Source organism: Pseudomonas palleroniana (assembly GCF_022836895.1).
GTDB classification, from domain to species: domain Bacteria; phylum Pseudomonadota; class Gammaproteobacteria; order Pseudomonadales; family Pseudomonadaceae; genus Aquipseudomonas; species Aquipseudomonas palleroniana.
This window is the reverse complement of sequence record NZ_CP092411.1, coordinates 4,103,725-4,117,266: the sequence shown is the minus strand read 5'-3', so window position 1 is coordinate 4,117,266 and position 13,542 is coordinate 4,103,725. Positions and strand designations below refer to the sequence as shown.

At 62.0% G+C, this 13,542-nt stretch carries 7 protein-coding genes; 2 read left to right on the top strand and 5 right to left on the bottom strand.

The window, feature by feature from the left end; all coding sequences use genetic code 11:
- Positions 1-85: 85 nt before the first annotated feature.
- Positions 86-3,796, bottom strand: a complete 3,711-nt coding sequence (gene metH / locus MJP36_RS18615; RefSeq protein WP_161549491.1) for a methionine synthase — start codon at positions 3,794-3,796, stop codon at positions 86-88.
- Between the two features lie 166 nt (positions 3,797-3,962).
- Here metH and MJP36_RS18610 point away from each other — a divergent pair, with 166 nt between their 5' ends.
- Entirely contained in the window at positions 3,963-6,254 is a 2,292-nt protein-coding gene (locus MJP36_RS18610; RefSeq protein WP_244383716.1) for a fatty acid cis/trans isomerase, read from the top strand.
- A gap of 21 nt (positions 6,255-6,275) precedes the next feature.
- On the opposite strand, the gene MJP36_RS18605 is transcribed toward MJP36_RS18610, so the two are convergent.
- Positions 6,276-10,667, bottom strand: a complete 4,392-nt coding sequence (locus MJP36_RS18605) for an SET domain-containing protein-lysine N-methyltransferase (RefSeq protein WP_244383715.1) — start codon at positions 10,665-10,667, stop codon at positions 6,276-6,278.
- Positions 10,668-10,835: 168 nt separating this feature from the next.
- Here MJP36_RS18605 and nfuA point away from each other — a divergent pair, with 168 nt between their 5' ends.
- Positions 10,836-11,420 carry a Fe-S biogenesis protein NfuA gene (gene nfuA, locus MJP36_RS18600; protein WP_060757121.1) on the top strand — a complete coding sequence of 195 codons (585 nt, stop codon included), beginning with the start codon at positions 10,836-10,838 and terminating at the stop codon, positions 11,418-11,420.
- A gap of 209 nt (positions 11,421-11,629) precedes the next feature.
- On the opposite strand, the gene cobM is transcribed toward nfuA, so the two are convergent.
- The 3 genes from cobM to MJP36_RS18585 form a co-directional block, all read right to left on the bottom strand.
- Positions 11,630-12,376 (bottom strand): precorrin-4 C(11)-methyltransferase, encoded by a 747-nt coding sequence (gene cobM / locus MJP36_RS18595; RefSeq protein ID WP_244383714.1) that lies wholly within the window; start codon positions 12,374-12,376, stop codon positions 11,630-11,632.
- Positions 12,377-12,446: 70 nt separating this feature from the next.
- Entirely contained in the window at positions 12,447-12,839 is a 393-nt protein-coding gene (locus MJP36_RS18590) for a cobalamin biosynthesis protein (RefSeq protein ID WP_198761889.1), read from the bottom strand.
- Positions 12,836-13,540 carry a CbtA family protein gene (locus tag MJP36_RS18585; protein ID WP_244383713.1) on the bottom strand — a complete coding sequence of 235 codons (705 nt, stop codon included), beginning with the start codon at positions 13,538-13,540 and terminating at the stop codon, positions 12,836-12,838. Before MJP36_RS18585 ends, MJP36_RS18590 begins: the two co-directional genes overlap by 4 nt.
- Positions 13,541-13,542: the final 2 nt, after the last annotated feature.

The window sequence follows — 13,542 nt, the reverse complement described above, 5'->3', positions numbered from 1 at the left end:
TCGCCGCGGTCCTTCAGAAACACCATGGCGTCGTTGTTGGGGCGGCGAAGCCGCCCAGCGCGGGGCGAGCCCGCTCACTACAGGGTCAGTTGTCGTAGCCGAGGTTCGGTGCCAGCCAGCGTTCAGTCACGGCCAGGTCCTGGCCTTTACGCGCGGTGTAGCTTGCAATCTGGTCTTTATCCACCTTGCCCACGGCAAAGTACTGCGCCTGCGGGTGGGCGAAGTACCAGCCGCTGACCGCCGCCGCCGGGAACATCGCGTAGTGCTCGGTAAGGAACACTCCGCTGCGGCCGGCGTGCAGTTCATGGGCTTCGGGGTCCAGCAACTGGAACAGGGTGCCTTTCTCGGTGTGGTCCGGGCACGCCGGGTAGCCGGGGGCAGGGCGGATGCCGCTGTACTGCTCCTTGATCAATGCCTCGTTGTCCAGCGCTTCATCCTTGGCATAACCCCAGTAGTCTTTACGCACCTGCTGGTGCAACCACTCGGCACAGGCTTCGGCCAGGCGGTCGGCCAGGGCCTTGACCATGATCGAGTTGTAGTCGTCGCCCGCATCCTGGTAGGCCTTGGCCACTTCTTCGGCGCCGATGCCGGCGGTGGTAATGAACCCGCCCACGTAGTCGGTCACGCCGCTGTCCTTGGGGGCGACGAAGTCGGCCAGGGAGAAGTTCGGCTTGCCGTCGGTCTTGATGATCTGCTGGCGCAGGTGGTGCAGGGTGGCCAGAGGCTTGCCGTCATCGCCGTAGACTTCCAGGTCATCGTCCTGCACCTGGTTGGCCGGCCAGAAGCCGAACACCGCGCGGGCGCTGATGAGTTTTCCGTCGATCAGCTTCTTGAGCATTTCCTGGGCATCGGCATACAGCGCGGTGGCGGCTTCGCCCACGACTTCATCGGTGAGGATGCGCGGGAATTTGCCGGCCAGGTCCCAGGAAATGAAGAAGGGCGTCCAATCGATGTACTCGGCCAGGACATTCAGGTCGATATTGTCCAGCACCTTGGCACCGGTAAACGTCGGCTTGACCGGGGTGTAGCCGGCCCAGTCGAACTGCGGCTTCTTGGCGATGGCCGCCGCGTAGCTCAGGCGCTCGGTGCGGGCGCTACGGTTGGAGGTGCGCTCGCGGACTTCCACGTACTCCTCGCGGGTCCGCTCGACAAAACCGGCCTTGAGCTCCTCGGACAGCAATTGCGTGGCCACACCCACCGCACGCGAGGCGTCGGTGACATACACCACCGCATCGTTGCTGTATTTGGGCTCGATCTTCACCGCCGTGTGCGCCTTGGACGTGGTCGCGCCACCGATCATCAGTGGCAGGTGGAAATCCTGGCGCTGCATCTCACGCGCCACATGCACCATCTCATCCAGCGACGGGGTGATCAGGCCGGACAGCCCGATAATGTCGCACTGCTGCTCCTTGGCCACCTGCAGGATTTTCTCCGCCGGCACCATCACGCCCAGGTCGACGATGTCATAGCCGTTGCAGCCCAGCACCACGCCGACAATGTTCTTGCCGATGTCGTGCACGTCGCCTTTGACCGTGGCCATCAGAATCTTGCCCTTGGCTTGCGGCTTGTCGCCTTTTTCCAGCTCGATGAACGGGATCAAGTGGGCCACGGCCTGCTTCATCACCCGGGCGGATTTCACCACCTGGGGCAGGAACATTTTGCCGGCGCCGAACAGGTCGCCAACAATGTTCATGCCGGACATCAGCGGGCCTTCGATCACTTCGATCGGGCGTGCGAACGACAACCGGGATTCCTCGGTGTCTTCAACGATATGCGTGGTGATGCCCTTGACCAGCGCGTGCTCCAGGCGCTTGTTGACCTCCCAGCCACGCCACTCCTCGGTTTCGGCTTCCTTGACGCTGCCGTCGCCCTTGTACTTGTCGGCAATGGCGAGCAGGGCATCGGTGCCGTCCGGGGTGCGGTTGAGCACCACGTCTTCCACCGCATCACGCAGCTCGGCCGGGATCTGGTCGTAGATTTCCAACTGGCCGGCGTTGACGATACCCATGGTCAGGCCATTGCGGATCGCATACAGCAGGAACACCGAATGGATTGCCTCGCGCACCGGGTTGTTGCCGCGGAACGAGAACGACACGTTGGACACACCGCCGGAGCTCAGTGCATACGGCAGCTCGTCGCGGATATAGGCGCAGGCGTTGATGAAGTCGACGGCATAGTTGTTGTGCTCTTCGATACCGGTGGCGACCGCGAAGATGTTCGGGTCGAAGATGATGTCTTCCGGTGGGAAGCCGACCTCATTCACCAGGATGTCGTAGGAGCGTTTGCAGATCTCTTTCTTGCGCGCTTCGGTGTCGGCCTGGCCGGCCTCGTCGAACGCCATCACCACCACGGCCGCGCCGTAGCGCTTGCACAGCTTGGCGTGATGAATGAACTGCTCCACGCCTTCTTTCATGCTGATGGAGTTGACGATGCCCTTGCCCTGGATGCACTTGAGGCCCGCTTCGATCACGTCCCACTTGGAGGAGTCGATCATGATCGGCACACGAGAGATGTCCGGTTCGCCGGCGATCAGATTGAGGAAGGTCACCATGGCCTTCTTCGAATCGAGCATCCCTTCGTCCATGTTGATGTCGATCACCTGGGCGCCGGCTTCCACCTGCTGCAGGGCGACTTCGAGGGCTTCGGTGTAGTTGTCCTCACGGATCAGCCGGGCAAACTTGGCGGAACCTGTGATGTTGGTGCGTTCGCCGACGTTGACGAACAACGAGCTGCGATCAATGGTGAAGGGCTCCAGGCCCGACAGGCGGCAGGCCTTCGGAATGTCCGGGATCACGCGTGGCGCGTAGCCGGCCACGGCCTTGGCAATCGCCTCGATGTGGCCTGGGGTGGTGCCGCAGCAACCGCCGACGATGTTGAGGAAGCCGCTCTGGGCGAACTCTTCGATGACCTTGGCGGTTTCCGAGGGCAGCTCGTCATACTCGCCGAACTCGTTGGGCAGGCCGGCGTTGGGGTGGGCCGATACGTGGGTGTTGGCCTTGTTGGACAACTCTTCCAGGTACGGGCGCAACTCGCTGGCGCCCAGGGCGCAGTTCAAGCCCACCGAAATCGGCTTGGCGTGGGCCACGGAGTTCCAGAACGCTTCGGTGGTCTGGCCCGACAGGGTACGGCCGGAGGCGTCGGTGATCGTGCCGGAAATCATGATCGGCAGTTCCACGCCCAGCTCCTCGAACACGCCTTGCACGGCGAAGATCGCGGCCTTGGCGTTGAGGGTGTCGAAGATGGTTTCGATCAGGATCAGGTCGGCGCCGCCTTCGATCAGCCCTTTAGTGGCTTCGGTGTAGTTTTCCACCAGCTCGTCGAAGGTCACGTTGCGGTAGCCGGGGTTGTTCACGTCGGGCGACAACGAGCAGGTGCGGCTGGTCGGGCCGAGCACGCCGGCGACAAAGCGCGGCTTGGCCGGGTTCTCCAGGGTCTTGGCGTCGGCCACCTTGCGCGCCAGGCGCGCACCTTCTACGTTTAGCTCGTAGGCCAGTTCTTCCATGCCGTAATCGGCCATGGAAATGCGCGTGGCGTTGAAGGTGTTGGTCTCGAGGATGTCGGCCCCGGCATCCAGATAAGCCTTCTCGATCCCGCCGATCACGTCGGGGCGGGTAATCACCAGCAGGTCGTTGTTGCCCTTGACGTCGCTTGGCCAGTCGGCGAAGCGTTTGCCACGGTAGTCATGCTCCTCGAGCTTATAGCTCTGGATCATCGTGCCCATGCCGCCGTCGAGGATCAGGATACGTTCCTTGAGGGCTTGGTGAAGGGCTTGCAGACGAGCGCTACGATCGGACATGGGACTACTCTGGTCAGGCATTACGGGGGGCATGAATCATAGCAAACCTGTGCCGATTTGGAGCATGCCCGGGCTTTGCATGAATATCGTTCATGTTGGAAGGGGCGATGGCCCTGTAGAATCACCGGCAATTTTTCAGCGTACGCTTCGATTCGGGACCGGGCACATGCCATTTCGTTTTATTACCAGCGCCGTCCTGGCGTTGGTCGCCGGCTATGCCCAGGCACAAGGTCCCGCTTCGGCGATCTCCTATACCCGCGATATTCAGCCGATCTTTACCGAGAAGTGCGTGGCCTGCCACGCCTGCTACGACTCCGCCTGCCAACTCAACCTGGGCAGTGCCGAGGGCGCGGCGCGCGGTGCGAGCAAGTCGCCGGTTTACGATGGCGAGCGCAGCCAGGCGACGCCAACCACCCGTTTGTTCTATGACGCGTTCGGCAAGCAGGCGTGGCAGCAAAAGGGTTTCTATTCGGTGCTGGACGCCCAGGGCAGCCAGGCCGCGCTGATGGCGCGCATGTTGGAACTGGGCCACAACGCGCCGCTGCAACCCAATGCCAAATTGCCTGAAGACATTGTGCTGGGCCTCAACCGCGACAACATGTGCGCAATGCCCGGCGAGTTCAACGCCTACGCCGGCGCGCATCCCAAGGAAGGCATGCCCCTGGCGGTCACCGGCTTGACCGATCAGCAGTACCAGACCCTGCAACGCTGGCTCGCCTCCGGTGCGCCGATCGATGAGCAGGGCCTGGCGCCCAGTGCCCGTGAAGCCTTGCAGGTGCAGCAATGGGAGAACCTGTTCAACCAGTCCGGCGCCCGCGAGAGCCTGGTGGCGCGCTGGTTGTACGAGCACTTGTTCCTGGCGCATATCTATTTCGAGAACGGTGAGCCCGGGCATTACTTTCAATGGGTCCGTTCACGCACACCCAGCGGCCAACCCATCGACCTGATCGCCACGCGCCGCCCCAACGACGACCCCGGCACCCAGGTGTACTACCGCCTGTGGCCGGTGCAGGGGGTGATTGTGCATAAAACCCACATCACTTACCCGTTCAGCACCGAGAAGATGGCCCGCATCAAGGCGCTGTTCTATGCCGGTAACTGGCAAGTGAATGCCTTGCCGGGCTACGGCCCGGGGCGTCGCGCCAACCCGTTCGAGACGTTCGAGGCGATCCCGGCCAAGGCGCGTTACCAGTTCATGCTGGATAACGCCGAGTATTTTGTGCGCACGTTCATTCGTGGGCCGGTCTGCCGTGGGCAGATCGCCACGGATGTGATCCGCGATAACTTCTGGACCCTGTTCCAGGACCCGGATCACGACCTGTACATCACCGATGCCCGTTATCGCGGCCAGGCCACGCCGTTGCTGGCGATGCCGGGGCAGAACGATGACGTGGGCAGTGTGCTCGGCCTGTGGTTGGCCTATCGCGACAAGCGCAACCAATACGAAGTCTTGCGCCGCGACAGCTATGCAGACGTGGCGCCGCCCAGTTGGTCGACCCTGTGGGCCGGCAACGACAATGCGTTGCTGACGATCTTCCGTCACTTTGACAGCGCCTCGGTCACCAAAGGCCTGATCGGCGAAGTCCCGCAAACGATGTGGTTGTTCGACTATCCGCTGCTGGAGCGCACCTATTACCAACTGGCGGTAAATTTCGACGTGTTCGGCAACGTGTCGCACCAGGCCCAGACGCGCTTGTATTTCGACTTGATCCGCAACGGCGCCGAGCAGAACTTCCTGCGCTTGATGCCGGCTGACAGCCGCGACGGTTTTCTCGATGACTGGTACCAGAACAGCGGGAAACTGAAGATGTGGCTCGACTATGAGGCGATTGACGACGACAAGCCGAGCGGCCTGCACCTCAACGCGCAAGACCCGAAACGCGACTTCGCCAACCAGTTGCTGGCCCGCTACGGCGACCTCAACGTCAGCCCGGACCCGATCAACCGCTGCACCGGCGCGTTTTGCTCGCGTGACGGTATCGAGCCGGCCTTGCAGGACGCCGAACAGGCGCTCAGCCGCCTGACCTCACGCCCGGCGGCCGGGCTCAAGGTCATCGACCAATTGCCTGAAGCGACCCTGCTGCGCATTGAGACCGCCAGCGGCAAGCGCGAGGTCTACAGCATGCTGCGCAATCGCGCGCACAGTAACGTGGCGTTCCTGTTGGGTGAGGCCTATCGCTACCAGCCGGGGCTGGATACGCTGACTATTTATCCTGGCGTACTGACCAGCTATCCGAACTTCATCTTCAACATCCCGGCGCAGCAAGTGCCTGAGTTTGTGGCGGCCATGGAGAACGCCAAGGATGCCAAGGGTTTTGAGCAGATCGTTGATCGATGGGGTATTCGTCGCAGTCATCCGCTGTTTTGGCAGTACTTTCACGATCTGTCGCGGTACATCCACGAAACCACACCGGTGGAAGAGGGTGTACTGGACATGAACCGCTATGAAAACCTCTGAGTCCCCGCGCTATCGTCGACCCTACGGGGATGGGCGTGACCAGTAGGCGGGGCCATAGTCCATCAGCAGTTCACTGCCGGCGCGAATGTCGTCCTTGGCGATCAGGAAGACCATGTATTTTCCGGCATAGACGGCCGCCACATTGTCGTTGCCCACGCGTGGCGCGCCGGGCATCTGGCCTGTATTGATCAGGCTGAGCATATTGCTGTTGCCATGCCCGCTGATCGTCGCGCCCTCGGTGGCGGTCTGGAATAAATAGTCGGACACCCGCTGCATGCCATGCTCAAGAATATCGGCGCTGAGCGACGCATCATTCAGATGCAGGCGCCCGGTGTACGGCCCCAACACATCAAAATGCTGGATATCGCGCCGTGCCACCAGCGAGTAGCCGCGCTCCGGGCCGTCGTCGAGTTTTTTTACCTCGAACAGTTCGCTCAGCAGGTCATGGTGACGGCCTTCCTTGGTGATCCAATCCTGGATGTCTTCCGTCACGGCCTCGATCACCCGCTGGCGCTTGGGCTCCCTGAGCCCGTCGAACAGGCCGCAGTCATTGGTGATCCTGATCTGCTCCACCGCGCCCTCCAGCTCTGCCGTCAGGCTGCGGTTGACGTTGTAGGGATCTTGCAGGATCGGCGCGGCATTGTTGATCTGGTGCCCATCGGGGCGATCGGCGTCGTAGTGCGTACGGCTGCGCTTGGCGGCGAGGGTAGGCTGTTCAGTGTCGGGTTCACGCGGCGACGTCTGGGTGGTGGAATCCTTGGAGGGACTGGCGGCCGGCGCCGGCACTGTGCGCTTGCGCGCCAGCGGTGTGTTGGGCAGGGGCTGGTCAAAAAATACCGCCAGGCGCCCGGCCTGGGTCAACTGGCCATTGTCCTCGACATACTGCCGCCATTTCACCGGGTTCAGATTACGCTGGTCGAGGAAGTGTTCCATCGAACGATGCGGCTGGGCCTGGGCCTGGGCGTGCAGGCGGTGCCAATCCTCCAGGTCTTGCCGGGTCAGCGGGCTGAACGACTGCTGCAGACTGTGTTTTTCCAGGACTTTGCCAAGTGGCGTGAATGAGCCGTCCATATTGACATGGTCGATAAAGGCCTGCGGGTCGAGGTTGTGATCGTGGGCATAGCCCTCGCGGGTGCGCTTGACCCGCATCGCCTGGGGCATGCGCCGCCAGCGTTGCAGGTTTTTCAAGGCTACGGGCACCCGAGCGCGGTTGGCTTGATCGAGCATTTCCTGGCCGCGACCGCGCAGTTCGCCGCGCATATGCACAAACTGGTGAAACGCCGCCGGGTCGAGATTGTGCTTTTTGATGAAGGCGTCCGCCGCCAGTTTCAGGGCCATCTCGGAGAAGGCCGACCACTTTTGCAAGGTCGGCGGCGTAAGCACATTCAGGCCATCCGGCGCGCCGCCCGCGAGCCTTGTCGGGCTTGAAAACCAATGGCCGGGTTGCACCGAGGACAGCCTGATACCCAAGTCCCGATTGGTTTTCGGGTTGATCAGGGCGACGGTAAAACTGTTTGCGCTCCCTTCGGCGATTTCCTTGAGGTAGCCGTAGGAATGCTCGCGGATCTGATAAACGGCGATCTCGCCGCGCTCATCGATGTTGCAGACAAACGCCTGACCATACTCGCGTCGGTGGAAAATCCCCCGGGAATCCGGCTTGAGCCCGCTGATCCAGTGGGCTGACACAGCATAGCGGCTGATGTGCGGGTCACTGTTGCTCATGACCGTGACCGGTTCGCGAAAGCGTGGGCCGAAAACGCTGTCCGAGGCTGCGTCAATCAAGCGCCAGTCCGGCTGCGCGGTACTGCCGACATTGCGCAGCGGCACATTGGGCGTGTCTGCCACTACAAACAGCCGGTCGCCGGCTTGTCGTGGCGCCCAGCCTGCGGGGTTCACCGGAATCAAGCGGCTGGCGGGAATCATCTCGTCCGCCCATTCGCCCAGCTTGTTCAAGGTCTTGTAGAACAATTTGAGCGAATAGTAATGGCCCATCTGCAACAAGGTCGGCAGGGCGCTAAGTGGGTTCAGTTCGTCCAACACCTGGATGACCAACTGCCGTGTCAGGGTCTTGAGCGCGGGCAGCGCCAGGCGAATCCCGGCCCGGCCGGACTGCACCATCACCCGTGCACTGCCGGCCACGTATTTGCCAATGGGCAGGGCGAACCCAACGATATCCGCAAAAAAACCCAAGCCGCCGAGGGCTACGCGTTCCGGGTCGCTGGAATTGAGGTCCTCGATTGCCCCCCAGAACGGCACGAGGATTTTTCCCCAGAACACCATGCGTTCGACGAGGTACTCGCCGATGTCCAGCACCTTGGTGGCTTCGCGGATGTTTTCCAGCAACGTCGCTTCGTCGCAGAAAAAATGTTGCTCGGCGATCATTTGCGCCAACGCTTCAGCGCGTGCCCCATAGAGGTGGTTGGTGGCGCGGGACACCTGACTGACGGGGCGATGGAGCGGTGCCAGCACCTCGCCAACGGGCTCGGCGATCAGCGTATGGTGCTGGCCGGGCCTGGGCGTTGCGCCATTGCGGTAGGCCGGCCAGTCGAATGCCAGCAAGGTACCGCAGCGAAAGGTACCTTTGCCGCGGCGGGTGGCAGCGCCGATGGATTGGGTCTTGACCACGCCACCAATCAGCAGGCTGCGAATGTCATCGCGTACACGAATCACGCCAAGGGCGGGAAACACTTCGATGTAACACGCAGTGTCCGCAAGACGCGGGTTGCTCAGGCGCAGGATGAAACCCGTGCGGCCACGTACGGCGGAGGTCCGACGTGGGGTCTCGAAGTTGGCTTCGACGTCGCGCAGCGGCTCGCGCAATGCATAGACGCGGACTTCATCGCGCTCGATATCGCCGACAGACGGCGGGATTTGCGCGAGCAGCGTCTTGATCAGTTTTTTATAGGCGGTTTTCGGGGTTTGCAGATAGGCATAGAACGCCGTGTCATGGGCTTGGTCGCTGCTGAACTGTGCGCGTCCCGGCGGCCTGAGTACAATTTGCTTGATAGCTTCGATCACCTCACGCTCGTGGCGCTCCAGTGCCGCAACTGCCTGGGTCACTTGCTCTGGGGTATAGCGCTGCTTTTGCACGGGCAGCAAACCGTTGGCCTGCGCCCAGTGCAGGGTCGGCGGTAATCTGGCCAGGGTCACCAGCGTCTGTCGCCTGGTATCGCCCTCGCAGGCCCGGAAGTACTCGGCTGAAAGGTTGTGCAATTCATCAAAGGTGAAAACACGCGACGCGCCGGGTTCCAGGCATTCGGCAAGGAGAAAGCCACTTTTGAAATGCACCCAGGCACTGGTGGTGCCGTAGGACAGCTCATCGGGAATGTCGTCGACCCATACCTCGCTGGCGATGTGCGCCTTGGCGACGCACAGTACCAGCGCCGCGCCATGGGCGTCGACGCCCAACTCACGTTGGTAGTCGTGCAGCAGGGACTCACGGATTTGCGCGTAGCTGGCGCACGGTGCGATCAACCGGTTGAGTTCGTTGTCGTACTGGGCGGTGTCCTGGGGCTTGATGCTCAGCCATAGGGCGCGCCAGACGAGTTTGACCAGCACTGCCCGAGGACAGTCCTGAGTGGGGTCTGCGCCGAACCAGTCGAGTGCGCTGACGATCCGCCGGCCGACCGCGAGGCTGTGGGGCTGATGCAGGTATTCGCTTAACAGTGCCGTCGGCTGGCTGCGGGCCAGCTTTTGCTGCGGGGCAAAAAACGTATCGGGAAGGATGTGGCTGAACAGCGATTTGCCGTGTTCCTCTTCCAGCGCACGCGTCACGCCGACGATGATTGCATCGCCGGCGTCGCCCAGCAGCGGCTCCAAGTCGTTATTGTGATCGGCATGCCCCAGCGCGAGCAGCGCGCAGCATTCGCGTAGCGTGTCGAGCAGCCTGTTCCATTGCGCAGGAGTGGCTGGGCTGTGGGGGATCAGGCCGTAATATTTGAGCGCAAGATCGAAGCGTACCGAGCCGTCACTCTTGAGCCCGTCGCCAACGCGATGGAGGATGGCCAACAGCACCTCGGCATCCATCGTCCAGTAGGTGGGGATATCGCGCAGTACCACGGGTTGATTGCACAGCGTGAAAACCTCCGGGATGGCAGGTTTTGGCTGCCTGGGGGTGTTGACGAGGGCGGTGAGGGAGCCCAGCAGCGTGTCGGTGTAGGGCGTCTGGGAGGGTTGCCGGTTGTGTAGGTATTCGACAAAGTCCTCGTCGGCCTCCAGCTTTTGCAGCGTGGTAAACGCGGCCTGGCATTGTCGGCCGAGCTCGGAACCGGGGAGCGGGCGGTAATAGAGGCTGGCAGCCGCTGCGCTGGAGGCGGAGCTGGCCAGCGGAGTGACTGCGTCGATCAAGTGGTACAGGGTGTCGAGTTGGGCGGGGCGTTTTCTGCAAAAAATCGATAACGATAGTGGGTCCATGGCGGATCTCGGCCGAGTCGGTAAAACCCGATGTTAGGCAGGCGCTGCCGGGCCGGGACCTATATAGATACCTACCGGTATGTTGGTGACTTTTCCGACAAAAATACTAGGACTTTGTACCGCCTCGATGATTGGCGTAAACTGGCGGCAAGCCTGTGAGGAGTTTCCATGACTGCCATAACCATTACCGACGCCGCCCACGATTACCTGGCTGACCTGCTGTCCAAGCAGAACACCCCGGGTATCGGCATCCGCGTCTTTATCACCCAGCCCGGCACCCAGTACGCCGAAACTTGCATCGCCTACTGCAAGCCTGGCGAAGAGAAGCCGGAAGACACCGCCCTGGGGCTGAAAAGCTTCACCGCGTACATCGATGCCTTCAGCGAAGCCTTCCTGGACGACGCCGTGGTCGACTACGCCACCGACCGCATGGGTGGCCAGTTGACCATCAAGGCACCCAACGCCAAGGTGCCGAACATCAACGCCGACAGCCCGGTCAACGAGCGTATCAACTACTACCTGCAAACCGAGATCAACCCGGGGCTGGCCAGCCACGGCGGCCAGGTGAGCCTGATCGACGTGGTGGATGATGGTATCGCTGTGCTCAAGTTCGGCGGCGGCTGCCAGGGCTGCGGCCAGGCGGACGTGACCTTGCGTGAAGGGATCGAGCGCACGCTGCTCGAACGTATCCCGGAGCTTAAAGGTGTACGCGATGTGACCGACCACACGCAGAAAGAAAACGCCTACTACTGAGTAAGGTGTTCACTGCGAACAAAAAAACGGCGCCCCGTGAGCGCCGTTTTTTATGCTTGAAATTCAGATGATTACGAGAACTATCTAACAAATCAGATCAACTGTGGGAGCGGGCTTGCTCGCGATTGCGGTGTATCAGTCACCAAAGCGCTGACTGACATTGCGCATTCGCGAGCAAGCCCGCTCCCACATTTTGGTCCGCCGTGCATTCAGGGGCGATAAAGGTGGGCGTGACCTGCACGATACAGCGAAGACTCGCTGAAACCGTCATTGGCCAACACCCGGCCCACCACAATCAGCGCCGTACGCCGGAAGCCCTTGAGCGCAACCTGCTCGGCGATGTCCGCTAACGTACCCACCACCCAATCCTGATCCGGCCAGGTGGCCCGGTGCACCACGGCAATCGGGCAATCCGCGCCATAGTGCGGCAGCAATTGGGCGACAATCTTCTCTAGATGATTGACCCCCAGGTGAATCGCCAGGGTGGTGCCATGGCGGGCCAGGCTGTCGAAGTCTTCCCCGGCCGGCATGCTGGTTTTATCTGCGTAGCGGGTCAGGATCACGCTTTGGGCGATATCCGGCAGGGTCAGCTCGGTTTCCAGCAGTGCCGCACACGCCGCCACGGCGGTCACCCCGGGAATGATCTGGAAGGGAATGCCCAGCTCGCGCAAGTGCCGGATCTGCTCGCCAATCGCCCCATACAGGCTGGGGTCGCCCGAGTGGACCCGCGCCACATCCTGGCCGTTGGCGTGGGCGGTCTTGATCAGCTCGATGATCTGCTCCAGGTGCAATTCGGCGCTGTTGACCAGCGTTTGCGCCTGATGACCTTCCAATACCGCCGCCGGCACCAGCGAGCCCGCATAGATAATCACCGGGCAGCTGCGGATCAGCCGCTGGCCTTTGACGGTGATCAGTTCCGGGTCGCCGGGGCCTGCGCCGATGAAGTAGACGGTCATGGGGAGTTCCTGTTGAAAAACGGGCGAGCATGAAGATTGTTCATGATCGAGGAGGGCAATTATCGGGATTTCAGCCGGCGCACGCCAATGCAAAGGTGGCCTGGGGGGATTTTCGGCGGCTGATCAACAAGCGGGCAGGGGCGTTGGCGAGCTGCTCGGCCAAGGCCAGGGCGGCGCTTTCGGCAACGCCGTAACAGCCGGTATGGGCAAAGGCAATCGCGGATTTATGGCTCAGACGGTGTTCAAACGTCGCCAGGTGTTGCGCACTGAAACAGCGTAAGGGCAACCCCAACTGTTCGGCCAGTGCGAGCAATCCCGGTTCATGCTGTTTGTGATCGATACTCGCCAGTGCCGTGACCTGCTGGCGCTCGATACCGCCCTCGGCCAGGGCGGCGTCAAACAGCGCCAGCAGGGCGTGAACCTCACAGCCCCGCTGGCAACCCAGGCCGACCACCAAGGTCATGCCGAGTAGTGGCCGTCGCGATTGCGCCGGAACAACCAGGCGCTGATCAAGCCCAGGGCCAGCCAGAACAGCACGTTAGTCAATTGCGAGGCAATCTTGAACTGCGCTTCCAGGGCCTCCGGGGCCAGCATCGAATGCACTGCCGGTTGCGGCGCACCGATGATATGGGGCACGGCGAGGATCGCCACGCCCAACACTTTAAGCAGCCAACTGCGGCCAAATACCAGCAGCGCGATACCGGCGGCGGTGGAGGCGGCCGTGCCGATCCACCAGATCTGGCGCTGGGCCAGGTCCGCCGCGGCGGTGCCCGGCAACTCGGGTGGCAAGCCCAGGGTCGGGGCCAGTACGAACGTCGCGTAACCGGCCAGGCCCCACAGCAGGCCCTGCGCGGTACGGGTGGGCGCGCGCAAGGTGTAGAGACCGGCCAGCATCAGCGCGAAACCGACGGAGACCACCAGGTTGCCCCCGGTGGTAGACAGCACACGCTGCCAACCGTCTTCAGGCTCCCAGGCCTCGGCATCGTGGGTGTGGGCGGCGGCGCCTGCGGCATGTTCATGGGCGACTTCGGCCGTCGCCGGGGCCTTTTCAAAGGTCTCCGCCTGCAGAATCAGCGGGGCGACCCAGAAACTTTGCAGCAAGGTCAGCAGCAAGGCGGCCAGCAAGCCGGTGAAACCTGCGGTTTGCGCAATACGCTTGATCATGT

What these genes read in the sequence shown, in the direction of transcription:
- metH (WP_161549491.1), bottom strand. Translation starts at nt 3,796, where the DNA reads ATGTCCGATCGTAGCGCTCGTCTGCAAGCCCTTCACCAAGCCCTCAAG.
- MJP36_RS18610 (WP_244383716.1), top strand. Translation starts at nt 3,963, where the DNA reads ATGCCATTTCGTTTTATTACCAGCGCCGTCCTGGCGTTGGTCGCCGGC.
- MJP36_RS18605 (WP_244383715.1), bottom strand. Translation starts at nt 10,667, where the DNA reads ATGGACCCACTATCGTTATCGATTTTTTGCAGAAAACGCCCCGCCCAA.
- nfuA (WP_060757121.1), top strand. Translation starts at nt 10,836, where the DNA reads ATGACTGCCATAACCATTACCGACGCCGCCCACGATTACCTGGCTGAC.
- cobM (WP_244383714.1), bottom strand. Translation starts at nt 12,376, where the DNA reads ATGACCGTCTACTTCATCGGCGCAGGCCCCGGCGACCCGGAACTGATC.
- MJP36_RS18590 (WP_198761889.1), bottom strand. Translation starts at nt 12,839, where the DNA reads ATGACCTTGGTGGTCGGCCTGGGTTGCCAGCGGGGCTGTGAGGTTCAC.
- MJP36_RS18585 (WP_244383713.1), bottom strand. Translation starts at nt 13,540, where the DNA reads ATGATCAAGCGTATTGCGCAAACCGCAGGTTTCACCGGCTTGCTGGCC.